This window comes from Helicobacter pylori NQ4053, assembly GCF_000274605.1.
GTDB lineage: Bacteria > Campylobacterota > Campylobacteria > Campylobacterales > Helicobacteraceae > Helicobacter > Helicobacter pylori_CV.
Genome location: NZ_AKNV01000006.1, coordinates 242655 through 265963 on the forward strand (window position 1 = coordinate 242655; position 23309 = coordinate 265963).

At 40.5% G+C, this 23309-nt stretch carries 25 protein-coding genes; 17 read left to right on the plus strand and 8 right to left on the minus strand.

The window, feature by feature from the left end:
• Nucleotides 1-221 precede the first annotated feature (221 nt).
• The 8 genes from holA to AYS37_RS06340 form a co-directional block, all read right to left on the minus strand.
• Nucleotides 222-1244: a DNA polymerase III subunit delta gene (gene holA, locus AYS37_RS06305; RefSeq protein WP_000285892.1), complete on the minus strand. Its 1023-nt coding sequence runs from the start codon at nucleotides 1242-1244 to the stop codon at nucleotides 222-224.
• Nucleotides 1234-3168, minus strand: a complete 1935-nt coding sequence (locus tag AYS37_RS06310; RefSeq protein ID WP_001161376.1) for an RNB domain-containing ribonuclease — start codon at nucleotides 3166-3168, stop codon at nucleotides 1234-1236. Before AYS37_RS06310 ends, holA begins: the two co-directional genes overlap by 11 nt.
• Nucleotides 3168-3959, minus strand: coding sequence for a shikimate dehydrogenase (locus tag AYS37_RS06315; RefSeq protein ID WP_000769588.1), 792 nt, complete (start codon nucleotides 3957-3959; stop codon nucleotides 3168-3170). The genes AYS37_RS06310 and AYS37_RS06315 overlap by 1 nt, the downstream gene beginning before the upstream one ends.
• 7 nt (nucleotides 3960-3966) lie before the next feature.
• Nucleotides 3967-4554: an SH3 domain-containing protein gene (locus AYS37_RS06320; RefSeq protein ID WP_000846038.1), complete on the minus strand. Its 588-nt coding sequence runs from the start codon at nucleotides 4552-4554 to the stop codon at nucleotides 3967-3969.
• Between the two features lie 8 nt (nucleotides 4555-4562).
• Nucleotides 4563-5609: a microcin C ABC transporter permease YejB gene (locus tag AYS37_RS06325; protein ID WP_000562622.1), complete on the minus strand. Its 1047-nt coding sequence runs from the start codon at nucleotides 5607-5609 to the stop codon at nucleotides 4563-4565.
• On the minus strand, nucleotides 5606-7384 hold the full coding sequence (locus tag AYS37_RS06330) for an extracellular solute-binding protein (RefSeq protein WP_000697385.1): 1779 nt from the start codon (nucleotides 7382-7384) through the stop codon (nucleotides 5606-5608). The genes AYS37_RS06325 and AYS37_RS06330 overlap by 4 nt, the downstream gene beginning before the upstream one ends.
• Entirely contained in the window at nucleotides 7385-8365 is a 981-nt protein-coding gene (gene trpS, locus AYS37_RS06335) for a tryptophan--tRNA ligase (protein ID WP_001874738.1), read from the minus strand.
• Between the two features lie 70 nt (nucleotides 8366-8435).
• Nucleotides 8436-9173: a methyltransferase domain-containing protein gene (locus AYS37_RS06340; RefSeq protein WP_000376985.1), complete on the minus strand. Its 738-nt coding sequence runs from the start codon at nucleotides 9171-9173 to the stop codon at nucleotides 8436-8438.
• A gap of 121 nt (nucleotides 9174-9294) precedes the next feature.
• On the opposite strand from AYS37_RS06340, the gene secG reads away from it, so the two are divergent.
• From secG to nuoL, 17 genes are all read left to right on the plus strand, one after another.
• Nucleotides 9295-9885 (plus strand): preprotein translocase subunit SecG, encoded by a 591-nt coding sequence (gene secG, locus AYS37_RS06345; protein WP_001874739.1) that lies wholly within the window; start codon nucleotides 9295-9297, stop codon nucleotides 9883-9885.
• The gene (gene frr, locus AYS37_RS06350) at nucleotides 9885-10442 is read left to right on the plus strand and encodes a ribosome recycling factor (RefSeq protein ID WP_000938331.1); all 558 of its coding nucleotides are present in this window, start codon (nucleotides 9885-9887) and stop codon (nucleotides 10440-10442) included. The genes secG and frr overlap by 1 nt, the downstream gene beginning before the upstream one ends.
• Before the next feature lie 3 nt (nucleotides 10443-10445).
• Nucleotides 10446-11051, plus strand: coding sequence for an orotate phosphoribosyltransferase (gene pyrE, locus AYS37_RS06355; protein ID WP_000351566.1), 606 nt, complete (start codon nucleotides 10446-10448; stop codon nucleotides 11049-11051).
• Nucleotides 11041-11496: an RDD family protein gene (locus AYS37_RS06360; RefSeq protein WP_000201667.1), complete on the plus strand. Its 456-nt coding sequence runs from the start codon at nucleotides 11041-11043 to the stop codon at nucleotides 11494-11496. Before pyrE ends, AYS37_RS06360 begins: the two co-directional genes overlap by 11 nt.
• Entirely contained in the window at nucleotides 11493-12182 is a 690-nt protein-coding gene (locus tag AYS37_RS06365) for an SIR2 family NAD-dependent protein deacylase (protein ID WP_000793912.1), read from the plus strand. Before AYS37_RS06360 ends, AYS37_RS06365 begins: the two co-directional genes overlap by 4 nt.
• Before the next feature lie 104 nt (nucleotides 12183-12286).
• On the plus strand, nucleotides 12287-12688 hold the full coding sequence (locus AYS37_RS06370) for an NAD(P)H-quinone oxidoreductase subunit 3 (RefSeq protein ID WP_001183540.1): 402 nt from the start codon (nucleotides 12287-12289) through the stop codon (nucleotides 12686-12688).
• Nucleotides 12688-13167 carry a NuoB/complex I 20 kDa subunit family protein gene (locus AYS37_RS06375; RefSeq protein WP_001183508.1) on the plus strand — a complete coding sequence of 160 codons (480 nt, stop codon included), beginning with the start codon at nucleotides 12688-12690 and terminating at the stop codon, nucleotides 13165-13167. Before AYS37_RS06370 ends, AYS37_RS06375 begins: the two co-directional genes overlap by 1 nt.
• Complete coding sequence (locus AYS37_RS06380; RefSeq protein ID WP_001874740.1) at nucleotides 13167-13964, plus strand: NADH-quinone oxidoreductase subunit C; 798 nt, start codon at nucleotides 13167-13169, stop codon at nucleotides 13962-13964. Before AYS37_RS06375 ends, AYS37_RS06380 begins: the two co-directional genes overlap by 1 nt.
• A 1-nt stretch (nucleotide 13965) precedes the next feature.
• Nucleotides 13966-15195 carry an NADH dehydrogenase (quinone) subunit D gene (gene nuoD, locus AYS37_RS06385; RefSeq protein WP_000068229.1) on the plus strand — a complete coding sequence of 410 codons (1230 nt, stop codon included), beginning with the start codon at nucleotides 13966-13968 and terminating at the stop codon, nucleotides 15193-15195.
• Complete coding sequence (locus tag AYS37_RS06390) at nucleotides 15192-15422, plus strand: NADH-ubiquinone oxidoreductase subunit E family protein (protein WP_000819168.1); 231 nt, start codon at nucleotides 15192-15194, stop codon at nucleotides 15420-15422. The genes nuoD and AYS37_RS06390 overlap by 4 nt, the downstream gene beginning before the upstream one ends.
• 2 nt (nucleotides 15423-15424) lie before the next feature.
• Nucleotides 15425-16411, plus strand: a complete 987-nt coding sequence (locus tag AYS37_RS06395; RefSeq protein WP_000012652.1) for a hypothetical protein — start codon at nucleotides 15425-15427, stop codon at nucleotides 16409-16411.
• On the plus strand, nucleotides 16408-18969 hold the full coding sequence (locus AYS37_RS06400) for an NADH-quinone oxidoreductase subunit G (protein WP_000632157.1): 2562 nt from the start codon (nucleotides 16408-16410) through the stop codon (nucleotides 18967-18969). Before AYS37_RS06395 ends, AYS37_RS06400 begins: the two co-directional genes overlap by 4 nt.
• Complete coding sequence (nuoH, locus tag AYS37_RS06405) at nucleotides 18966-19955, plus strand: NADH-quinone oxidoreductase subunit NuoH (protein WP_001277281.1); 990 nt, start codon at nucleotides 18966-18968, stop codon at nucleotides 19953-19955. Before AYS37_RS06400 ends, nuoH begins: the two co-directional genes overlap by 4 nt.
• 10 nt (nucleotides 19956-19965) lie before the next feature.
• Nucleotides 19966-20628 (plus strand): NADH-quinone oxidoreductase subunit NuoI, encoded by a 663-nt coding sequence (gene nuoI, locus AYS37_RS06410; protein ID WP_001118562.1) that lies wholly within the window; start codon nucleotides 19966-19968, stop codon nucleotides 20626-20628.
• The gene (locus AYS37_RS06415; protein ID WP_000464199.1) at nucleotides 20621-21169 is read left to right on the plus strand and encodes an NADH-quinone oxidoreductase subunit J; all 549 of its coding nucleotides are present in this window, start codon (nucleotides 20621-20623) and stop codon (nucleotides 21167-21169) included. The genes nuoI and AYS37_RS06415 overlap by 8 nt, the downstream gene beginning before the upstream one ends.
• Complete coding sequence (gene nuoK / locus AYS37_RS06420; RefSeq protein ID WP_000579759.1) at nucleotides 21166-21468, plus strand: NADH-quinone oxidoreductase subunit NuoK; 303 nt, start codon at nucleotides 21166-21168, stop codon at nucleotides 21466-21468. Before AYS37_RS06415 ends, nuoK begins: the two co-directional genes overlap by 4 nt.
• A 2-nt stretch (nucleotides 21469-21470) precedes the next feature.
• Nucleotides 21471-23309, plus strand: coding sequence for an NADH-quinone oxidoreductase subunit L (gene nuoL, locus AYS37_RS06425; protein ID WP_001200285.1), 1839 nt, complete (start codon nucleotides 21471-21473; stop codon nucleotides 23307-23309).

The following is a 23309-nucleotide window of genomic DNA, read 5'->3' on the forward strand; positions in this document are numbered from 1 at the left end:
AAAACTTTATTCTTAATTTTTTAAAAAATGGGGTTTTTAACTTCAATTTTTATAACAAAACTCATTCTCTTAAGGGGATAGGGGGTATTTTGAAATAACTCTCCCCCTTAACCCCCTTAAGTATCCCCTAACCCAAGAATACCGCTTTTTTAGTAAAGTTATCGCTTGCTTGACGCAAGCTCTTTTATTGTTAGATTATAAAAAATACCTTTCAGCATTTTTCAAGGGTTAATGATTTTTTGAATGGGGGTCAAATACAAAAAGCCCAATTCCTTTTGCCCTTGCATGCTTTGAAGGTGCCATAACCTAAAAATTTCAAAAACCCTCTTATAGCCGGCTTCTTTCAAACGCAGGGCGTTTTTAGCGTAATTTTCAGCAATTTCTTTAGGAGGAGCGTAGCCTAAAACCTCTTTAGCGTCCATTAAACCGGTCGTTTTAATGTGGGCGAAAAATAAAAAAAGCTGGTAAAAATACCGCTCTAACCCCCTTAAAATATCCGCATCCTTTTTGCCCTCTTTTAACAAATAGTCATAAATATCAAGCACGCTTTTTTTCAAAAAAAGCCCTAAAATGAGCTTTTGCAAATCCATATCCCCCGCATTGGAGCTTAATTCTTGAATGTCTTCTAAAGTGATGGGTGTATTTAAAACCGCTAGCTTGTCTAAATCGTTAAACGAAATGCCTAAATCTTCGTTATTGGTTTCAAAAAGAGCGTTTAAAAGATGGCTGCTGATGTCTAAATGTAAAACATTAGCCCTTTCTTGCAAGAATTTCAAACTCTCCCAAGCTTTAGGGGTAAAAAAGCGCGCGCAGATCGCTTCATCTTTCAAGGGGCTTTTTTGGAAAAATTTAACGATAGCATCGCTAGTGTATTTGTATTTGGTGGTGTCGCTTTTAGCATTATAAAGCCCTATGATAAGCCTGTTATGGCTAGGCCGCTCTAAAGCTTTTAAAAAAAGATTGATATCATTTTCTTTAAATTTCTTATGCAGCGCAAAATCCAGTTTTAAAATGACTAAACTGCTCCCTCCAAATAAAGAATCCTGCTCTAAAAGGGTCGCAATTTGGCTTTTTTCATAATCGCTCGCATAAAAAAGCGAAGTTTCTGTGTCAGGGTTATTGCGTTTAAAAAGCGAGCCAATCGTTTGAATATAATAATGGATAAAAAAATCAAACTCCCCATACAAAAACACCGCTTTGGGGAGTCGTTGTTTCAAATAATTATCCAAATCTTTACGATACATGCTCTTTAATCCTTTCTGTGATTTCGCCCCTAACTTGCCCTAAAATCAAATCCGCATGCGTGATTGTAACGCACACTTTTTCTAAAGGCTTAAAAACCTTGTTCGTTTTGACTAAAACTTTAAGCCCTATAAATTCTTTTAACCCCACCACCACCCAATCTTTAACCTCTAAAACCACGCCCAAAAATTCTTTTTCTAAAAACTCTAAAGCTAAGCGAGCGAATTTGCGCTTGATGAAATCCCTTTCAATCAAAGCGGTCTTTTTTTGTAAAGCGTTCAATTCAGAGCATAATTCAGGCGTTTCTTCTAACAAATACGAGCAGCCTTTAGCTTGATAAAACAACAATTCTTTTAAAAGCCTGTGTAAGGCTAGATCGCTGTATCGTCTAATGGGCGAAGTGAAATGCGTATAGCTGGCAAACCCCAAACCAAAATGGCTTTCTTGTATGGGGCTATAAAGGGCTAAATTTTGAGACTTGATGATTAAGCGTGAAATTTCTCTTTCTATACTCTTTTCTTTGGCTGTCTTTAAAGCATGCTCTAAAAAAGGAAAAAAGCCCATGTTTTTAGGGTGCACAATCTCATAATCAAAAAGCTTGTCGCAAAGGCGTTTTTGCTGCTCCAAACTTGGCTCTTTGTGGGTGCGGTATATCCCCTTATTGTGAAAATGCTCATCTAATAACCTCGCGCTAGATTGGTTGGCTAAGAGCATGGCTTCTTCTATAAGGGTGTGCGCATCGCTTTCTTTTTCTGTTTCAATTTTTTCTATACGCCCTTCTTTGTTTAAATACAGCTTGTTTTCAAACGAATTGAAATTAAACCCTTTTTTTAAACGCTCCTTTTTTAACTTTAAAGCCACCTCTAAAAACCCCAAAAGGCTTTGTTGCAAATCTTTATCCAACGAGCTTTGTCGGGTATTTAAAAAATGATTGATTTCTTCATAAACGCAATTAGCCCTAACTTCAATAACGCCTTGAAATAATCGGGCGTTTTTCAAATCGTCTAAAGGGATTTCATACACTAAAGCCAGGCGTTTTTCAAACGCTTTTAATGAGCATGCCCCTTGAGACAAACTCAAAGGAAGCATGGGATAGACGCTGTTAGGGAAATACACGCTAAAGCCCCTAAGCCTAGCTTCTTTATCCAAACTGGAATGTTTCGGCACAAATTCGCTCACATCAGCAACCGCCACAAACAAAACCCTTTTTTCTTGGTCATAAAAGATCGCATCGTCAAAATCTTTAGCGTCTTTGGGGTCAATGGTGATAAAAGGGATGTGAGAATAATTGATCCTGTCTTTAAAATCGCTCGCTTTGAGTTGTGCGTAATATTGCGCTAAATTCAAGCAATCTTTTGAAAAATCCTTCACCCTGTCAAAAAGGCTCAAAGAAAGGTTTTCATCTATTAAAGGGTCTTCTAAAGCCCCTAAAATTTCGCTGATTTCACGCTTTTTAAGATCGATCTTCACCACGCAATGCCTAGGCAATTCTAATAAGGATTTTTGGCTGTGCTTTAAAGAAACAGGTTTTTTAAAAGGCTCTTTAAAAGGGATAGCCACAATCTGGTTTTTTTCTTTAGCCAAGTAAGCTATCATCGTGTCTTGTGTATCAAAAAGAGCGGCTTTAAAAAAGGCTATGGGGCGTTTTTTAGAACATTCTATTTGGCATAAAATCAAAGCGTCTGTTTTAAAAGATGGGGGTAAATTTTTGATTAAAGGGTCTTTGGGGTAATTTTTCGCTAAAGAAATGAAAAACGCCTTATTTTTTACCCTTTCAATCTTGCCTATATCAAAGCCTTCTTTTAAAAAATAGCGATCCTTGTTTGATCGAAGCGCTTCTTTTAAAACACCCTTTTCTACTAGGGGGGCGAATCGCTTAGGGATCTTTTTAACCCCAAAAAACAGGCTTCTTAAAAACCCTTGCATCAAAAAACACTTCGCATGACTTCAAACGCCTTTGAATAAGGGATTTGAGAAGCGCTGAATTTTTCAAAACTTAAAGCAGCTTGATAGATGAGCATGTCTTTTCCGTCTTGAAAAGGGGTTTTTAACTCTTTAGCCAGAGATAAAAAGGGCGTTAAAAACCCATACGCTAAATCATAAGCGAGCTTGCCCTCTTTAAAATACCCTTTCAAAACCTCTTTATTCAAAGGCAATTCGTTATTTAAACTCGCTGAAGTGGCGTTAATGATCAAATCAAAAGCGCTTTTAGGAGGCTCCATGAAACAATCACAGCCCAAGCGTTGGAAAAAATCCAATCCCCTAGAAGAGCGGTTTAACACGCTCACCTTTAAGCCTTGTTTTTTCAATTCGCACGCTAGGGCTTTAGCGCTCCCCCCAGAGCCTAAAATCAAAGCGTTTTGATAGTTTTTTTGCTTTAAAGAAAGATAAAACCCTAAAGCGTCGGTATTGTAACCCACAAGCTCATCATTTTCTAAAACAAGCGTATTGACCGCTCCGCATTCAAGCGCGATACCTTTGATCTTATCGCAAATTTGAAACGCCCTTTCTTTAAAGGGTAAGGTTACATTAGCCCCACTCAATCCCAAATGCAAAAACTCGCTTTTGATGTGGCTTTCTAAAGGGAGTAATATGGGGTGGTAATGCCCCAAAAACCCTAATTCTTTTTGAAAAGTTAAAAAACAAGCGTTATGGATTAAGGGCGATTTGGAATGTTTAATGGGATTTCCAAAAACCCCAAAAGATTTTAATTTCATTATTCTTTCATTCAGCCTTTTTTAAAAGTTTTAAAAACACATAACCCTTTGTTTTATTAGAAAATTCAATTTCAGCCCAATCGTTTTGGATTTCTAAAACCTTCACGCTTTTATTTTTTAAAAGCAATCCCAAGATTTTACCTTTTGTGCTAGGAAAAGCACGCACATTCACGCCACTGACTGCGACTTTATACTCTAAAGGTTTTTTTCCCATTGTAGAGATTGTAGGGGCTTTTTGGTTGTTTTGAACGGGCGGGACGCTGTTTTGTTTAGACTCGTTTTCTTTTTCTTGCTCTTGTTTAGTTTCTTGTTTAGTTTCTTTTTCTTGTGCGGTCGTTTCTAAAGGCAAAGGAGGGTCTTTGGTAGGGTTTTCTTCTGTGGCGGTTGTGGTTGCGTTGGATTCTTCTTTAGGCGAAAGCGCGCTGTTTTGAGACTCTGTCTCGGTTTTTTCTGCATTTGGGCTTATTGGAGCGCTGTCTTTTTTCACATAAAAACCAAGCGTAGCATGCGCTAAAGCATACAACAACATGAACGCTAAAACCACCAAAAAAGGCCGCATAAAAAGTTTTAAAGAAGATTTCATCTCAGTTTTCATTCCTGCCCTCAACGCTTTTCAAAATCAATCCTAGGGTCAATCACCACGCAGAGCAAATCGCTTATCAAACTCGCTACCAAACCCAAAAGCGTGAAAATATAAAGCGAACCAAACACGACAGGATAATCCCTACTCACAATGCTTTCATACCCTAAAAGCCCTAACCCATCCAGGCTAAAAACAATCTCTATGAGTAAACTTGAGCTAAAAAACATGCCTAAAAAAGCTTGCGGAAAACCCGCCACCACTAACAAAATCGCATTGCGGAACACATGTGCATAAAAAATACGCCCCACTGAACAGCCCTTAGCCTTAGCGCTCACCACATAAAGTTTGCCCATTTCATCTAAAAAGGAGTTTTTCACTAAAAGCGTGAGGCTTGCAAAACCCCCCAAAGAAATGCAAAGAACGGGCAAGGTGATATGCCATAAATAATCCTTGATTTTACCTAACGCGCTCAAACTTTCAAAATTATCGCTCACTAGCCCTTTTAAAGGGAACCAGTGCCAATAATTCCCTCCAGCAAAAAACACGATCAACACCACCGCAAACAAAAAGGCCGGGATAGCGTTAGCGACAATGATCACCACGCTGCTTAGCACGTCTAAAGGCTCGTTATTGCGTTTGGCTTTAAAAATCCCTAAAGGGATAGAAATAAGATAGATCAAAAGCGTGCTAAAAAGCCCTAAAGAAATGGATACCGGCAATTTTTCCTTAATCAAATCTATCACCTTAATCTGGCGATAAAAGCTCTCCCCAAAATCAAATTGCAGGTATTTTTTGAGCATGAGAAGATAGCGCTCCCCTATAGGCTTGTCAAAACCATAGAGTTTTTTTAAATTTTCTAACAAATCGCTCTCCAACCCTTGAGACGCCCTATACGAACGCTCTTTAACAACGCCTTGAATCTCTTTGGACTGCGTGTTATTGATTTTAGCCATCATCTGCTCTATAGGGCCTCCAGGAGCCGATTGGATCAGAAAGAAATTAATCGTCATGATGGCTAATAAAGTGGGGATGATCAAAAGCAAGCGTTTAAGAATGTAAGCAATCATTGAAGATCCTTTTCTTTTATCCACCACAAATACGGCGAAAATCCATAGCTAGGGCTGATTTCAGGCATGCCAATGTAATTATACGCTGCGATCCTGTAATTAGGCAAATAAAAATGCGGTATCACATAAAACCCCCACAACAACACCCTATCCATCGCTTGAATGGCGGCCAATTGCTCCTTATAATCTTTAGCGTTAATGATTTTTTCAATCAAATCATCTACCGCTTTACTAGAGATTCCCGCATAATTCCTTGTGCCTTTTTCTTTCGCGCTCAAAGAGCCAAAATAAAAGCGCTGCTCATTACCTGGGAAAGACGATTGGCCAATCACCCCTACAATCATGTCAAAATCATAGCTTTTGATCCGATTGACATACTGGCTTAAATCCACTCTTTGGATTTTCATTTCAATCCCTAACACCCTTAAGTTTTTAGCAAAAGCTAGGGCCAGTCTTTCAAATGCCGGGCTGTTTAAAAGCAAAGTGAAACTGAAAGGCTTGTTATTCTTATCCACTAAACGCATGTTTTTGTAAGAAAAGCCCGCACTCTCTAAAAGGTTTTGGGCGTATTTTAAATTTTCCCTCAAATTATAGCCTAAAACATCAGGCCCATCGGTTCTAGGCACGATATAAGGCTCTTTAAAAACCCTTTCATCCAAACTCTTTTCATAAGGGGCTAGCAGGGCTTTTTCTTCAGGGCTTGGGAGTGGAGGGGACGCATAAACAGAGTTACTGAAAAAACTGGTGGTGCGCTTGTATTGCGAAAAAAACAAATTTTTATTCGCCCATTCAAAATCAAACGCATAAAATAAGGCTTCACGCACCCTTTTATCCTTAAAAATTTCCCGGCGCGTGTTGAAGAAAAACCCTTGCATGCCGCTTGGCATTTTGTGGGCTATGAGGTATTTAGTGATTTTTTTATTATCCATAGCTTTCCCCACATAACCCCTAGCCCAAATTTTAGCCGTGCTTTCAAGGCGCCAATCATACGCCCCGCTTAAAAAAGCCTGTAAAGCAATGGTTTCATCTTTATAATACTCAAATTTGATCTCATCAAAATTGAATTGTCCCTTTCTGCTAGGCAAATTCCTCGCCCAATAATTAGGGTTTTTCTGGTAGGTGATTTTCTTGCCCACATCAAAAGAAGCGATCACATAAGGGCCGCTAGAAACAGGAATGAGTAAGGGGTTTTTTTCAAAATAATCCTTTTGAAACGCTTTTTTGGAAAAGATCTGCAACTGCCCTAAAATAAGGGGCAACTCTTTATTTTCAGTGGTTTTGAAAATGAATTTAACATGGTGTTTGTCTAAAACCACCGCCTTTTTAACATCTTGGTAATACTGCCTATAAATAGGCGATCCCAATTTCATGATCGTATCAAAGCTAAACTTCACGTCGCTCGCTAAAATGGGAGCGTTATTACTGAATCTCGCTCTTTTGTCTAAGGTAAAAATCACATAGCTGTTATCCTTAGCCACTTCTGCGTCTTTAGCGATTAAGGGGTATTCTGCAAAAGGTTCGTCCAAACTTTGCACCATTAAAGTGTCATAAATCAAATCCAAGCCTTCGGCTTTAGTGCCTTTAAGCGCAAAAGGGTTAAGGCTATCAAAAGTCCCTATAGCGTCATTCCTTAAAACACCGCCCTTTCTAGCGTTAGGGTTAGCGTATTCAAAATGCGTGAAATTGTCTTTATATTTAGGCTCTTCGCCCAAGTATAAATAAGGCGTAGCCTTAAGGAAACAAAACACCCCTAACCATAAGCCTAAAATTTTCATCTAAATCAACCCCATCAATTCTTTAGCCTTTTGGTAAGTCGCTCTCGCTAAAGGCCTGGCTTTTTTAGTGCCGCAATTTAAGACGGCTTTCACCTCATCGTCGCTGATTTCTTTGTATCTTTCTTGGATAGGCTTTAAAGATTGGATCACTACTTCAGCTAATTCCTTTTTAAAATCCCCATAGCCCTTATTTTTGAAACGCTCCTCTATCTTTTCTGGGCTTTCATCGCTCAAAAGCATGTAGATATTTAAAAGGTTAAAAATGCCCTCTCTTTTTTCATCAAATGCAATAACGCCTATAGAATCCGTGGCCGCTTTTTTGATTTTTCTTACAATAATGTCCGGCTCATCTAAAAGAAAAATCGCATGGTTAGCCCCTTGATGCGATTTACTCATCTTCACTTTTGGATCGTCTAGCCCCATAACCCTTGCCCCCACTTTAGCGATCAAAGGCTCTGGCACTTTAAAGCAGTTCCCAAAATCCCTGTTAAATTTTTCTGCAACATTTCTCGTGAGCTCTAAATGCTGTTTTTGATCTTCGCCCACTGGCACTAAATCGCTTTGGTATAACAAAATATCTGACGCCATTAAAATAGGGTAATTGAAAAGCCCCACATTCACGCTTTTAGGGTTTTTTAAAGACTTGTCTTTGAATTGCGTCATTCGTTGCATTTCTCCCATAGACACCTGGCAATTTAATAGCCATGCTAAAGCCGGGTGCTCATCCACTTCACTTTGAATGAATAACCCCGATTGACTAGGATTAATCCCGCAAGCTAAAAGCAATTTGACTAACTCATAGGTTTGGGATTTTAAAAATGTAGGATCTATGGGTAGGGTGATCGCATGCGAATTGACGATACAAAAAAGGTTTTCATACTCATCTTGCATCTCTACCCAATGCTTGATCGCTCCTAAATAGTTGCCCAAATGGATTTGCCCGGTCGGTTGGATGCCTGAAAAGACTCGTTTTTTGTGCATGTTGTTTCTCGTTGGTTTAGTTAGTGTTATTGTAACCACCTAATTTTAATATTTTAATTTATCTTGGTTTTTAAGAACGCTTGATCCCAGAAAAGAGTAACACTTCATAGCTCAATTTTTCAAACGCCATGTTTTGAAAAAAATGTTTTTTTTGCTTGAAACTCAGCGTTGAACCCCCCAAAAGACCGCATTTTTTAAGGTAATTCAAGCAGTCTTGTTTGCGGTTGAAATAAAGGGAAAAGCGCTTGTTTTCTAATTCTATTTGAAAATGTTTAAAGGCGTTTTTAATCAAGGATTTGAGCGTTTTGAGATCCCTTAAAGGCGAAGGCGTGCCTAAAAACTCATGCACTTCATGCAAACTAAAATCCGTATGGATAGCTAAAGCGGCTTCCTTACTAGAAAGAGCGATTTTTTCTAAAACGCTTTTTAAATCCCTTGCCCATTGCAAAGATGAAGAGGACACAACCAAATCATAATCGCAAAAAACATGTTCTTCAAAATCCGCATGCTCTAAAGAGATTTTTTGAATGTTGATAGAATGCGTGGGGTGTAATTTGAGCATGTTTATGGAATTATCCAAAGCGATAAAGTCTTCAATCACAATATTTTGCCGCTCTAAAGCGTTAAAAACAGCCCCACTCCCCGATCCTAGATCCAAAACTTTAGCGTAACGTTTTTGTTTTAAAAATTGAACAAGACAGATAGCGATTTGCTGCTGGATATGAGCGAAGAGGTGATAAGTTTTGGCATGCTTATTGAATGAATGCTGATTGAATGCAAGCTGATTGAATGAATAAAAAGAGTCCAACACCACCGCCTTAACGCACTACCTTAAAATTAAAACTAAATTTTAGTGTATTCTTAGCAAATTTTAGATAGGATCAAGCATAATTTTTTCTAAATTTTAGGGATTTAAGGAATCGGTGTTTATGACAAGCGCTCTGTTAGGCTTACAAATTGTTTTAGCGGTATTGATTGTGGTGGTGGTTTTGTTGCAAAAAAGTTCTAGCATCGGCTTAGGGGCTTATAGCGGGAGCAACGATTCTTTATTTGGCGCTAAAGGGCCCGCAAGCTTTATGGCGAAATTGACCATGTTTTTAGGGCTGTTATTCGTCATCAACACCATCGCTTTGGGCTATTTTTACAACAAAGAATACGGCAAAAGCATTTTAGATGAAACTAAAACTAAGCTTTCGCCCTTAGTCCCTGCCACCGGCACGCTTAACCCTACGCTCAATCCCACATTAAACCCAACGCTCAATCCTTTAGAGCAAGCCCCCACTAACCCTTTAATGCCACAACAAACGCCTAACGAACTCCCTAAAGAGCCATTAAATGCACCTTCTGTTGAAAGCCCCAAACAGAATGAAAAAAATGAAAAAAATGACACCAAAGAGAATGGTATAAAGGGTGTTGAAAAAACCAAAGAGAGTGCAAAAACGCCCCCAACCACCCACCAAAAGCCTAAAACGCATGCGACAACCAACGCCCATACAAACCAAAAAAAGGATGAAAAATAATGTTACAGGCCATTTATAACGAAACCAAAGATCTAATGCAAAAAAGCATTCAAGCTTTAAACAGGGATTTTTCCACTCTAAGGAGCGCGAAAGTTTCAGTCAATATTTTAGATCACATCAAAGTGGATTATTACGGCACGCCCACGGCATTAAATCAAGTTGGATCCGTGATGAGCTTGGATGCGACCACCCTTCAAATCAGCCCGTGGGAAAAAAACCTGCTCAAAGAAATTGAACGATCCATTCAAGAAGCCAATATTGGCGTCAATCCTAATAACGACGGCGAAACGATCAAGCTTTTTTTCCCGCCCATGACAAGTGAGCAAAGAAAACTCATCGCAAAAGACGCCAAAGCGATGGGCGAAAAGGCTAAAGTGGCTGTAAGGAATATCCGCCAAGACGCTAACAACAAGGTAAAAAAATTAGAAAAAGACAAGGAAATCAGCGAAGATGAAAGCAAAAAAGCCCAAGAACAGATCCAAAAAATCACCGATGAAGCCATTAAAAAAATTGATGAAAGCGTGAAAAACAAAGAAGATGCGATTTTAAAGGTCTAAACCATGGATATTAAGGCATGTTATCAAAACGCTCAAGCGCTATTAGAGGGGCATTTCTTGCTCAGCAGCGGGTTTCATTCCAATTGTTATTTGCAATCCGCTAAAGTTTTAGAAGATCCCAAACTAGCCGAACAATTAGCTAAAGAATTAGCCAAACAAATTCAAGAAGCCCATTTGAATATTGAATGCGTGTGTTCGCCTGCGATTGGAGGGATCTTGGCTGGGTATGAGCTTGCAAGGGCTTTGGGCGTGCGTTTTATCTTCACTGAAAGGGTGGATAATACCATGACATTAAGGCGTGGTTTTGAAGTCAAAAAAAACGAAAAAATTTTAGTGTGTGAAGACATCATCACCACAGGAAAATCCGCCATGGAATGCGCTAAAGTTTTAGAAGAAAAGGGCGCTCAAATCGTGGCTTTTGGCGCTTTAGCCAATCGGGGCATTTGCAAACGCACCCATTCTCATTTGAAAGCCCAAGAGGGTGCATGTTTGCCTAGCCATTTGCCCTTATTTGCTTTAGAAGATTTTGTTTTTGACATGCACAAGCCTAGTTCTTGCCCTTTATGCGCTACTAGCGTTGCTATCAAGCCAGGAAGTCGTGGCAACTAAAAAAAATAAAACCCCAGAAAAAAAACGCACTTTAGAAAGCCCTTTAAAAGGGTTGAATCTCTCTTTACGCTTAAAGGCCTTTATCACCGATATTTTTATGATTTATACCCCCATGCTTTACATAATGACTTATGCGATTTTAGGGAGCGCGAAGGATTTTAGGGAAAACCAGAGCGCGATTTTTTTATGCCTGCTTTTTTATGCCCTAACGCACAGCTTTTTTATCGCTTTTAAATCCCAAAGCCCTGGAATGCGTTACGCTCAGTTTAAATTGGTCAAAAATAATGGTGAAGAAGTGGGCTTTTTTTTAGCGTTGTGGCGCTTTGTCTTGTGGGTGTTGAGCATGGGGTTACTCATAGGGTTTGTTGCACCTTTTATTTTTAAGTTTTTTTTGCATGACAAACTCAGCGGCACTCATATTGAACTCATCAAGGAGGAAACATGAAAAATTTAGTGATTTTAAGCGGGGCTGGCATTTCAGCAGAAAGCGGGATTAAAACCTTTAGAGACGCTGATGGCTTGTGGGAAGGGCATGACATCATGGAAGTTGCCTCGCCTTATGGTTGGAAAAAGAACCCGCAAAAGGTGTTGGATTTTTACAACCAAAGGCGCCGACAGCTTTTTGAAGTTTATCCTAACAAGGCCCATAAGGCTTTAGCGGAATTGGAAAAACACTATCAAGTCCATATCATCACCCAAAATGTAGATGATTTGCATGAAAGGGCGGGTTCTTCTCGCATTTTGCACTTGCATGGGGAATTGTTAAGCGTTCGCAGCGAAAAAGATCCTAATTTAATTTATAGGTGGGAAAAGGACTTGAATTTAGGCGACTTGGCTAAAGACAAATCGCAATTACGCCCTGATATTGTGTGGTTTGGCGAAGAGGTGCCTTTGCTTAAGGAAGCGATTTCTTTAGTCAAACAAGCGCACCTTTTAATCATCATTGGCACTTCTTTGCAAGTCTATCCGGCCGCTAGTCTCTACACGCATGCGAGCAAAGACACCCTCATTTATTACATTGACCCTAAGGCTAAAAACGCCCATTTGCCCCAAAATATCCAATGCATTAATGAAAGTGCAGTGCATGCCATGCAAGATTTAATGCCCAAACTCATAGAAATGGCCTCTTAAGAGATGTTAAAATAATTTTTATTTTTTCAGCTAACGATTAGCAAAAACATGGTTTAATTGGCTTCATCATTATTTGCGAATAATTAAAGGAGTTTGAGAGCCTAATGCAACAAGCCACAGAAGCATTGAATCACCCCTATTTTGGCGTTTTTGTTTTGTTGGTATTCACCTTTTGGGTGTTTAACTTAACCTTAAGGATCCAAAGGTTTTTAAGCCGTAAAATGGCTCAAAAAAAGGGCGAAAAGCTCAAGCTCGCTCCCTATGAATGCGGGCCTGTGGCTCTCAAGCAGCCTAATAGAGTGTCGCACCATTTCTATATCATGGCCATGCTTTTTATTTTATTTGATGTAGAAATCGTTTTCATGTTCCCTTGGGCGATTGATTTTAAAAAATTAGGCTTGTTTGGGCTCGTTGAAATGCTAGGCTTTGTCTTCTTTTTAACCATTGGTTTTATTTACGCTTTAAAGCGAAACGCTTTGAGCTGGCAGAAATTAGAGGTGAAATAATGCAACAAGCACCGGTTGTTCTAAGCACTTTGGATAAATTATTGAATTGGGGGCGTTCTAATTCGCTCTGGCCCTTAACTTATGGCTTGGCGTGTTGCGCGATTGAGATGATGGCAACAGGGGGTTCAAGGTTTGATTTTGACAGATTTGGCACGATTTTTAGAGCGAGCCCTAGGCAATCTGATGTGATGATCATCGCTGGCACGCTCACTAAAAAGCATGCCGAATTCATGCGTAGGCTCTATGATCAAATGCCTGAACCTAAATGGGTGATTTCTATGGGGAGTTGCGCTAACACGGGCGGGATGTTCAACACTTATGCGACCGTTCAAGGAGCAGACAGGATCGTTCCTGTGGATATTTACTTGCCCGGTTGCGCACCGCGCCCAGAAACTTTACAATACGCTCTTATGGTTTTGCAAGATAAAATCAGACGCTCTAAAGCGATCAAACAAGACGCTCCCAAAAGGTTAGTGTGATGGTAAGAAAACAATCCCCCTATGAAGATGTGCAAAAACAATCGCGCCAGCATGACCCCTATAAAATCATAGAACCCACCCCTAAAAAATACTTAGAGGGCAGCGCTTATGAGGTCATTTACAACCACCTTTCTTACAAACATGAGATTTTAGACAAATACATAGAGACTAACACGGCTGTGTTTTGGATCAAAAAAGACGATATTTTTTCTGTCGCTACGACTTTAAGGCATTTGGGTTATGAGTGTTTGAGCGAAATGAGCGCGATAGATTTGTGCGCTAAAAAAGGGCATTTTGAATTGTTTTATCAATTCGTGGGCTTTAGCGATAGCTGTAAGAACCGCCGTAGGGTGCGCATGAAGTGCGTTTTGTTGCCTAATGAGAGCGTGGATTCTTTGAGTTTTTTATACCGCTCGGCTAATTGGAGCGAAAGGGAAGCGTATGACATGCTTGGTATTGTGTTTGACAAACACCCCTATTTGAAACGCCTTATCATGCCACATGATTGGGTAGGCCACCCCTTATTGCGCTCTTACCCGCTCAAAGGCGATGAATTCGCCCAATGGTATGAAGTGGATAAAATTTTTGGCAAAGAATACCGAGAAGTGGTGGGTAAAGAGCAGAGAGACAGCGCGAGAGTGGATGAAAAAGACACTTTCAATTTCGCTAAAATTGGCTATGAGCAGGGCAAGGGTGAAGAATTAAAAGAAGTAGAAGAAAAGCATGCGTTTAAGAAAATCCCTTTTGTCAAAGATTTGCACAAAATCGCCCCCACTATCTTAAAAAAGAGGCTATAAAATGGCTCAAAATTTCACGAAACTCAACCCCCAGTTTGAAAACATCATTTTTGAACATGACGACAACCAAATGATTTTAAACTTTGGCCCCCAACACCCCAGTAGTCATGGGCAATTGCGCTTGATTTTGGAATTAGAGGGCGAAAAAATCATTAAAGCTACCCCTGAAATTGGCTACTTGCATAGAGGCTGTGAAAAGTTAGGCGAAAACATGACCTATAACGAATACATGCCCACTACTGACAGGTTGGATTACACTTCTTCTACCAGCAATAATTACGCTTACGCTTATGCGGTAGAGACCTTACTCAACTTAGAAATCCCTCGCCGAGCGCAAGTGATCCGCACGATTTTACTAGAGCTTAACCGCATGATTTCACACATCTTTTTTATCAGCGTGCATGCTTTAGATGTGGGGGCGATGAGCGTGTTTTTGTATGCGTTTAAAACGAGGGAATACGGGTTGGATTTGATGGAGGATTATTGCGGGGCTAGGCTCACGCATAACGCTATAAGGATTGGGGGCGTGCCTTTGGATTTACCCCCTAATTGGTTGGAGGGCTTGAAAAAGTTTTTAGGCGAAATGAGGGAATGCAAAAAACTCATTCAAGGCTTATTGGATAAGAATCGCATTTGGCGGATGCGCTTGGAAAATGTGGGCGTTGTAACGCCCAAAATGGCGCAAAGTTGGGGCATGAGCGGTATCATGTTAAGAGGGACTGGGATCGCTTATGATATTAGGAAAGAAGAACCTTATGAGCTTTATAAAGAGCTTGATTTTGATGTGCCGGTGGGCAATTATGGCGATAGTTATGATCGGTATTGTTTGTATATGTTAGAAATTGATGAAAGCATTCGCATCATTGAGCAACTCATTCCCATGTATGCTAAAACCGATACGCCTATCATGGCCCAAAACCCGCATTACATTTCCGCCCCAAAAGAAGATATAATGACGCAAAACTACGCCTTGATGCAGCATTTTGTTTTAGTGGCTCAAGGCATGCGCCCGCCCGTTGGGGAAGTGTATGCCCCCACAGAAAGCCCTAAAGGGGAATTAGGGTTTTTTATCCATTCAGAGGGCGAGCCTTACCCTCATAGATTAAAAATCAGAGCCCCTAGCTTTTATCACATTGGGGCTTTGAGCGATATTTTAGTGGGGCAATATTTAGCGGATGCGGTAACCGTGATTGGATCAACCAATGCGGTGTTTGGCGAGGTGGATAGATGAAACGCTTTGATTTACGCCCCTTAAAAGCGGGTATTTTTGAACGCTTGGAAGAATTGATTGAAAAAGAAATGCAACCTAATGAAGTCGCTATTTTCATGTTTGAAGTGGGGGATTTTTCTAATATCCCTAAGAGCGCTGAATTTATCCAATCTAAAGGGCATGAGCTCCTCAATTCTTTGCGTTTCAATCAAGCGGATTGGACGATTGTCGTGAGAAAAAAGGCTTGATTTTGAGCGGCTTTAACCCCTTAAATTCTCCCTTAATCGCAAGCTCTTCAATTAGCTTGAAAGAAGCCTATTGTTTAGAAAAATTATCTCTTCAAAAAGGGTTTAAAATCCATTACAAAATGACAAAAGATAGCTTAAACCTTTTAGAAAAAAGCGATTTGTGCGTTTTGTTTGGGGGTTTTTCAAACGCTTGTTTGAATGAAAACGAACGATGGATTTTAGGAAGCATTAACCAATCAAAACGCCCCTATGCTCTATTAAGACCCTTACAAGATACAAGAGACTTGCAAGAAAATTGCCTTTTTGCGTCGTATGAAATCAACACGGAAGCGGCAATTTTGGCTTTGATTTTAAGGGGCATTTTAGAAAAAACTTCCCGATTAAAAGGGCATGTTTTAGAAAAAATAGATGTGGGGTATTTAAGCTCTGAAGCGAACATGAGCGAAGAGGAATTACAAGATCTCATCGCACTTATTGTTAAAGCAAAAAAAAGGGTGCTTGTTTTAAATAGAGAAATCACTAAGCATGCGGATAGCGCCTTTTTATACACCCTTTTAAGCGAGTTGCAAAATTACCTAGAAATTTTGCATATCCCTTGCAACGATTCAAACGCAACAACCGCTTTTTATGATTTTAAAGATCAAGAATGGCTGCTAGAAACAGCCTTTAAAGAGGGCATTTTGCCTTTTGAATCACAACTCCAATCAAAAGATTTAGAGTTTTTAGAGCGAATGGGTGAGGCTAACGGCTCGTTTGTCTATGTTTCTTACAAGAGCCTTGAAACCCCCAAATTATCTTTTTCCAAACAATTTAAGATCGCTAATAAGATCCAGCATTCTAAAGCGGGGTTTCAAATCTCCAATAAAACGCTAGAATGCGAGTTAGAAGAAAGCCCCCATTTGAAGGGTTTGATTGCGATTTTAGAAGGGGCGTTTTTTGACGCTTACCCTTATATCCCTATTTTATCCCACTCTCAAGGAATTTCATGATCACAATGAATATCAATGGCAAAACGATTGAATGCCAAGAGGGACAAAGCGTTTTAGAGGCTGCTAGGAGCGCTGGGATCTACATCCCTACCATTTGCTATTTAAGCGGTTGCTCGCCCACAGTCGCATGCAAAATGTGCATGGTTGAAATGGATGGCAAACGGGTTTATAGTTGCAACACGAAAGCCAAAAATAACGCCACCATTCTCACTAACACCCCCACGCTCATGGATGAAAGAAAAAGCATCATGCAAACTTATGATGTCAACCACCCCCTAGAGTGTGGCGTGTGCGATAAGAGCGGGGAGTGCGAATTGCAAGACATGACGCATTTAACCGGCGTGGAGCACCAACCCTATGCGGTGGCTGATGATTTTAAAGCGCTAGATTCATGGGCAAAAGCCTTGTATGACCCTAATTTGTGCATCATGTGCGAAAGGTGCGTAACCACTTGTAAGGACAATGTGGGCGAAAACAACCTTAAAGCCACTAAAGCCGATTTGCATGCTCCGGATAAATTTAAAGACAGCATGTCCAAAGACGCTTTTAGCGTGTGGAGTCGTAAGCAAAAAGGCATTATTTCTTTTGTTGGCAGCGTGCCTTGCTATGATTGTGGGGAATGCATTGCGGTGTGTCCTGTGGGCGCTTTGAGCTATAAAGATTTCGCTTACACGGCTAACGCATGGGAACTCAAAAAGATCCATTCTACCTGTTCGCATTGCTCAGCCGGGTGTTTGATTTCTTATGATGTGCGCCATTTTGATACTCTAGGCGAAGAATCTAAGATTTTTAGGGTGCTTAATGATTTTTACCATAACCCTATTTGTGGGGCAGGCCGTTTCGCTTTTGACGTGAGCTCTAGCCCTAAAGGCAGCGCTAATCTTAAAGAAGCGCAAAACGCCCTCAAAGAATGCGAAGCGGTGCGAATAGGTGGGGATATTACGAATGAAGAGGCGTTTTTAATAGAGCGTTTGAGGAAAGAGCTTGATTTTAAAATCTACAATCAAGAAGCGTATCATTTCCAGCAATTCTTAAAAGTATTGGGTGAAGTTAAACGCCCCAGCATTGAAGAGATTAAAACTTCCAATTTGGTCGTTACGATAGGATCTTCTATCAAAACAGAAAACCCTTTGGTGCGCTATGCCATTAATAACGCTCTCAAACTCAATAAAGCTTCTTTGATCGCTATGCACCCTATTAAGGATAACGCGCTAGCGAATTTGTGCCGAAGCTCTTTTTGCATCACCCATGAAGTGGGGGCTGAAGAAATCCTTTTAGGCATGCTTTTAAAAATGCTTAACATTGAAAGCGCGGCTCTAAAAAGCTTAGAAGATTCCAAACAAAGCATTGTAGATGAAGCGGCTCTTAAAGCCTTAGAAGAAGAGCGAAAAAAAGCTTTAGAACAAGCCGAACAAGGGTGCAGTATTGGAGAAAATAAGGCAGAAAATCAAGAAGAGGATAAAACAGAAGCGACTACTCCAAAAGAAAATCAAGAAGAAGCAACTACTCCAAAAGAAAATCAAACAGAAAACAAGACAGAGGTTAAAGAAGAAAAAATTGAAGTCCCTACCAAAACCACTTATTTGTTGCTTGAAGAAGCGGGCATCAATTTAGAAACTTATGAAAAAATTCTCGCTCTTTTGCAAAAGTCAAATAACACCCTGCTAGTGGTTGGCGAAGAAATTTATAGCCACAAACAAGCCCATAACATCGCTAAAATGTTGCGTTTGTTAGCCCAAAAAAGCGCTATTAAACTCATTCTTATCCCTCCAAGCGCGAACGCTTTAGGCATCGCTTCTATTTGCGAATTGAGCGAAGAAATTTTTGAACATGAAAAAATTGTAGGCATTCGCGCTCAAGGGGATTTCACTATCAATAGCGACGATAGGGTTTTTGGGAAAGACGCTGTCAGCAAAGTGGATTTTATTTTGCCCAGTCTCAACCAGATAGAAGGCACGATCACTAATGTTGAAGGGCGTGTGTTGCCCTTAAAACCGGCTTTGAGGTTTGAGGGCTATGACTTGAGCGATATTATGCAAGGCTTTGGTTTTGTGGAAGAAAATCTCACAGAATGCACCCACAAACTCCCTACAGAAGCAGGCTTTAAAGCCATAGAATTTGATTATCTAACCAACTATTTCACTAACGACAGAGTCAATCACAGAGGCTATTTATTAGGAACAAGCCATTTTGAAAAAAGCGCTAAAGAATGCGAAACCACAGAATGCGAGCCTATCAAGCCTTTAAAAGAAAAAATCGTTTTCAACGCGTATTTAAAATACCCAGAAACGCAATTCAATAACGCTACCCATAAAAGCGAGAATTTGCAATTAAAGACTGGTATTTATGTGTCTAAAGCTTTCTTAAAAAAATTGGATAAAGAAGTGGGGCAAAACATCACTTTATTTAAAGAAGAAGAGGAATTAACAGGCGTTTTGTATCTTGATGAAAGCTTGGATCAGGAAGTGTTTGTCATCTCGCCTTCTCTTTTGAAAAACCATTCTAGCTTTTTTAGAGAGGGTGTGTTTGATAGCGTGGATTTAAAGGAGCAAGCATGAGCGCTTATATCATTGAAACCCTGATTAAAATTTTGATTTTAATCGCTGTATTTTCGGCTTTAGGAGGCTTTGCCACTTATATTGAAAGGAAAGTGTTAGCCTATTTCCAACGCCGTTTAGGGCCTTGCTATGTGGGGCCTTTTGGGCTTTTGCAAGTCGCAGCAGACGGCATTAAGCTTTTCACCAAAGAAGACATTATCCCCCAAGGCGCAAATAAATTCATTTTCACGCTAGCGCCCATTATTGCGATGGTAAGTGCGTTTGTGTCCATGGCACCCATCCCTTTTTTCCCTAATTTCACTCTGTTTGGCTATGAGATCAAGCCCCTTATTTCTGACATCAACATTGGCTTTTTGTTTTTCTTAGCCGTGGGTTCAGCAGGGATTTATGCACCTATTTTAGCCGGGCTTGCCTCTAATAACAAATACTCTTTAATTGGCTCCGCAAGAGCGACAATCCAACTTCTCAGCTTTGAAGTGGTCAGCACCTTAACCATTCTAGCCCCCTTAATGGTGGTAGGATCGCTCTCTTTAGTGGAAATCAATCATTACCAAAGCGGTGGATTTTTAGACTGGCTTGTGTTTAAGCAGCCTCTAGCGTTTGTTTTGTTTTTGATCGCAAGCTACGCTGAATTGAATCGAACCCCCTTTGATTTGTTAGAGCATGAAGCCGAGATCGTGGCAGGGTATTGCACCGAATACAGCGGCTTGAAATGGGGCATGTTCTTTTTAGCGGAATACGCGCATTTATTCGCTTTTTCTTTTGTGATTTCTATTGTGTTTTTTGGCGGGTTTAACGCATGGGGCTTTATCCCTGGAGGTTTAGCGATTTTGATTAAAGCGGGCTTTTTTGTCTTTTTATCCATGTGGGTTAGAGCGACTTATCCGCATGTGCGCCCAGACCAACTGATGGATATGTGCTGGAAAATCATGCTGCCTTTAGCGTTATTGAACATTGTGCTAACGGGCATTATCATTTTAATTTAAAGGAGGTTTTATGGCCAAACAAGAATACAAGCAACTTCCTAAACGAGCCGAAGTCCATAGCACGACCGAGCAGTTTAAAGACACCGTTAAAACGAGCTTGGGTTTGGATCTATTCAAAGGGTTAGGGCTTACGATCAAGGAATTTTTTAGCCCAAGCGTAACCATCCATTACCCTATGGAACAACTCCCTTTAAGCCCACGCTATCGCGCGGTGCATAATCTGCAACGGCTTTTAGACTCAGGCTCTGAAAGGTGTATAGGTTGTGGGCTGTGTGAAAAGATTTGCACGAGCAATTGCATAAGGATCATCACGCATAAAGGCGAAGACAACCGCAAAAAGATCGATTCTTACACGATCAATTTGGGGCGTTGCATTTATTGCGGGTTGTGCGCGGAAGTTTGCCCAGAATTGGCGATTGTTATGGGGAATCGATTTGAAAACGCTAGCACCCAACGCTCCCAATACGGCTCTAAAAGCGAGTTTCTAACGAACGAACAAGACGCTAAAAACTGCTCGCATGCCGAATTTTTAGGCTTTGGTGCGGTAAGCCCTAATTACAACGAACGCATGCAAGCCACCCCTTTAGATTATGTCCAAGAGCCTTCAAAAGAAGAATCACAAGAAGAAACTCCAACAAACCCAGAAAGCCATAAGGGAGATGAAAATGTTTGAAACCATTGCCTTTTATTTCTTTGCGATCCTTACTTTGAGCATGGCGTTAGTGGTGATCACCACCACGAATATTCTCTATGCCATTACCGCTCTCGCTAGCAGCATGGTTTTTATTTCCGCTTTTTTCTTTTTACTAGACGCTGAGTTTTTGGGCGTGGTGCAAATCACGGTGTATGTGGGGGCGGTCATTGTGATGTATGCGTTTGGCATGATGTTTTTCAACTCCGCTGCAGAAGTCATTGAACGCAAGCAAAGCCCTAAAATCTTGTGCGTTCTTTCATTTGGCGTGGTGCTATTACTCACCTTGATTTTAAGCGCTCCTAGCATTGGCGAAAACCTTTCTAATCAAGTCAATTCTAACGCTATTGATGCGCAAATCCCTAACATTAAAGCGATTGGTTATGTGCTTTTTACTAATTACCTCATCCCTTTTGAAGCGGCGGCTTTAATGCTTTTAGTCGCTATGGTTGGAGGCATCGCTACAGGGATTCAAAAAATCCATGGGAAAAATCACACGCAATTTATAAAGGAATCTCTATGATAGGGTTAAACCACTATTTGATTGTTTCAGGGTTACTCTTTTGCATTGGTTTAGCGGGCATGCTGAAACGCAAAAATATTCTGTTACTCTTTTTTTCTACAGAAATCATGCTCAATGCGATCAATATCGGTTTTGTAGCGATCTCTAAATACACGCATAATTTAGACGGGCAGATGTTCGCGCTCTTTATTATCGCTATTGCCGCTAGTGAGGTGGCTATTGGTTTGGGCTTGGTGATTTTGTGGTTTAAGAAATACAAGAGCTTAGACATTGATTCTTTAAACGCTATGAAAGGTTGAGCATGCAGTATTCTTCTTTGCTGTCAGTGGTGTTGTTTTTGCCTTTAATCGGCGCAGTTTATGCGGGGCTGTTTGGGGCTAAAGCTAAAGCGTTGCATGTGGGCGTTTTCAATTCTTTGTGCGTGCTGGTTTCTTTCATTGGTGCGGTGGTTCTTTTCATTCAAGCATGGCATCATCAAAGCTATGAAAAATATTTATTTGACTGGATCGTGGTAGGGAATTTTAAAGTCGGCTTTTCCCTCATGCTGGACAATATCAATGCAGTCATGATTGTCGTGGTTACTTTAGTTTCTTTCTTAGTGCATGTGTATTCTATAGGCTATATGGAGCATGATACAGGGTTTAACCGCTATTTTTCCTACCTCAGCGGCTTTGTGTTTTCCATGCTGGTGTTGGTGTTGAGCGATAATTTTTTAGGGCTTTTCATTGGCTGGGAAGGGGTGGGGCTATGTTCTTACTTGCTCATTGGCTTTTGGTATCATAAAACAAGCGCGAACAACGCTTCTATTGAAGCCTTTGTGATGAATCGGATCACGGATTTAGGCATGCTCATGGGGATTATTTTGATCTTTTGGAATTTTGGCACCCTCCAATATAAAGAAGTCTTTAGCATGCTCAATAACGCCGATTATTCCATGCTCTTTTTCATCAGCGTGTTTCTTTTCATTGGCGCTATGGGCAAGAGCGCTCAATTCCCTATGCACACATGGCTAGCCAACGCTATGGAGGGGCCTACCCCTGTGTCCGCTCTCATCCATGCAGCGACAATGGTAACCGCTGGGGTGTATCTGGTCATTAGAGCCAATCCCTTGTATAGCGCGGTGTTTGAAGTGGGCTATTTCATCGCATGTTTAGGGGCGTTTGTGGCTCTTTTTGGAGCGAGCATGGCTTTAGTCAATAAGGATTTAAAACGCATTGTGGCTTATTCCACGCTTTCTCAATTAGGCTATATGTTTGTAGCGGCCGGTCTTGGGGCCTATGCGATCGCGCTTTTCCACCTCTTCACGCATGCGTTTTTCAAATCCCTCCTTTTCTTAGGATCAGGGAATGTCATGCATGCGATGGAAGACAATTTGGATATTACTAAAATGGGCGCTTTATACAAGCCTATGAAAATCACAGCGATCTTTATGATTATAGGTTCAGTGGCTTTGTGCGGGATCTACCCTTTCGCAGGATACTTTTCTAAAGACAAAATTTTAGAAGTGGCTTTTGGGATGCACCACCACATTTTATGGTTTGTTCTTCTAATTGGAGCGATCTTTACCGCTTTTTATAGCTTCAGGCTCATCATGCTGGTGTTTTTTGCACCCAAACAGCACGAAATCAACCACCCCCATGAGGCTCAAAATTTCATGCTTTTAAGCATGCTGCCGTTAGGGATTTTAGCGGTCATTGCCGGGTTTTTTGAAGAGCCGTTTTTTCATTTTATTTCTCAAGTAATCCCTAGCGTTGGAGAGTATCTAGTCCCGCTCGCTCTTTTAATCAGTATCACCACCATAGTGGTATTATTGAGCATCGCCTATGCCATATTTAAATATAAAAATGGTATCACTTCCAAAAAAGAGAGGGGCTTTTTATACAAGCTCTTGCTCAACCAATACTATATCCCGCAACTCTATCAAGGGATTGCAAAAGTTTTTAGCGCCATCGCTTCATTCTTGCACCAGGTCGTGGAATTAAGGATCATTGATACGATAGTGGATACTATAGGAAGAAGCGTTTTTGTTATAGGGCGCGTGTTTAGAATCAGTCAAGATGGGAATTTAACCTCCATGCTGCGCTTCATGGTGGCCGGGGTTTTAATCTTATTGGCGTTTGTAGCTTTTTTTGGGAGATAA

Bases quoted from the DNA above. Each gene is read 5' to 3' on its own strand.
- pyrE (WP_000351566.1), top strand. From the start codon at position 10,446: ATGGATATTAAGGCATGTTATCAAAACGCTCAAGCGCTATTAGAGGGG.
- AYS37_RS06310 (WP_001161376.1), bottom strand. From the start codon at position 3,168: ATGCAAGGGTTTTTAAGAAGCCTGTTTTTTGGGGTTAAAAAGATCCCT.
- nuoH (WP_001277281.1), top strand. From the start codon at position 18,966: ATGAGCGCTTATATCATTGAAACCCTGATTAAAATTTTGATTTTAATC.
- AYS37_RS06400 (WP_000632157.1), top strand. From the start codon at position 16,408: ATGATCACAATGAATATCAATGGCAAAACGATTGAATGCCAAGAGGGA.
- nuoD (WP_000068229.1), top strand. From the start codon at position 13,966: ATGGCTCAAAATTTCACGAAACTCAACCCCCAGTTTGAAAACATCATT.
- AYS37_RS06390 (WP_000819168.1), top strand. From the start codon at position 15,192: ATGAAACGCTTTGATTTACGCCCCTTAAAAGCGGGTATTTTTGAACGC.
- AYS37_RS06380 (WP_001874740.1), top strand. From the start codon at position 13,167: ATGGTAAGAAAACAATCCCCCTATGAAGATGTGCAAAAACAATCGCGC.
- AYS37_RS06320 (WP_000846038.1), bottom strand. From the start codon at position 4,554: ATGAAAACTGAGATGAAATCTTCTTTAAAACTTTTTATGCGGCCTTTT.
- AYS37_RS06370 (WP_001183540.1), top strand. From the start codon at position 12,287: ATGCAACAAGCCACAGAAGCATTGAATCACCCCTATTTTGGCGTTTTT.
- nuoK (WP_000579759.1), top strand. From the start codon at position 21,166: ATGATAGGGTTAAACCACTATTTGATTGTTTCAGGGTTACTCTTTTGC.
- AYS37_RS06375 (WP_001183508.1), top strand. From the start codon at position 12,688: ATGCAACAAGCACCGGTTGTTCTAAGCACTTTGGATAAATTATTGAAT.
- AYS37_RS06330 (WP_000697385.1), bottom strand. From the start codon at position 7,384: ATGAAAATTTTAGGCTTATGGTTAGGGGTGTTTTGTTTCCTTAAGGCT.
- AYS37_RS06315 (WP_000769588.1), bottom strand. From the start codon at position 3,959: ATGAAATTAAAATCTTTTGGGGTTTTTGGAAATCCCATTAAACATTCC.
- AYS37_RS06325 (WP_000562622.1), bottom strand. From the start codon at position 5,609: ATGATTGCTTACATTCTTAAACGCTTGCTTTTGATCATCCCCACTTTA.
- trpS (WP_001874738.1), bottom strand. From the start codon at position 8,365: ATGCACAAAAAACGAGTCTTTTCAGGCATCCAACCGACCGGGCAAATC.
- holA (WP_000285892.1), bottom strand. From the start codon at position 1,244: ATGTATCGTAAAGATTTGGATAATTATTTGAAACAACGACTCCCCAAA.
- AYS37_RS06415 (WP_000464199.1), top strand. From the start codon at position 20,621: ATGTTTGAAACCATTGCCTTTTATTTCTTTGCGATCCTTACTTTGAGC.
- nuoL (WP_001200285.1), top strand. From the start codon at position 21,471: ATGCAGTATTCTTCTTTGCTGTCAGTGGTGTTGTTTTTGCCTTTAATC.
- secG (WP_001874739.1), top strand. From the start codon at position 9,295: ATGACAAGCGCTCTGTTAGGCTTACAAATTGTTTTAGCGGTATTGATT.
- AYS37_RS06365 (WP_000793912.1), top strand. From the start codon at position 11,493: ATGAAAAATTTAGTGATTTTAAGCGGGGCTGGCATTTCAGCAGAAAGC.
- nuoI (WP_001118562.1), top strand. From the start codon at position 19,966: ATGGCCAAACAAGAATACAAGCAACTTCCTAAACGAGCCGAAGTCCAT.
- frr (WP_000938331.1), top strand. From the start codon at position 9,885: ATGTTACAGGCCATTTATAACGAAACCAAAGATCTAATGCAAAAAAGC.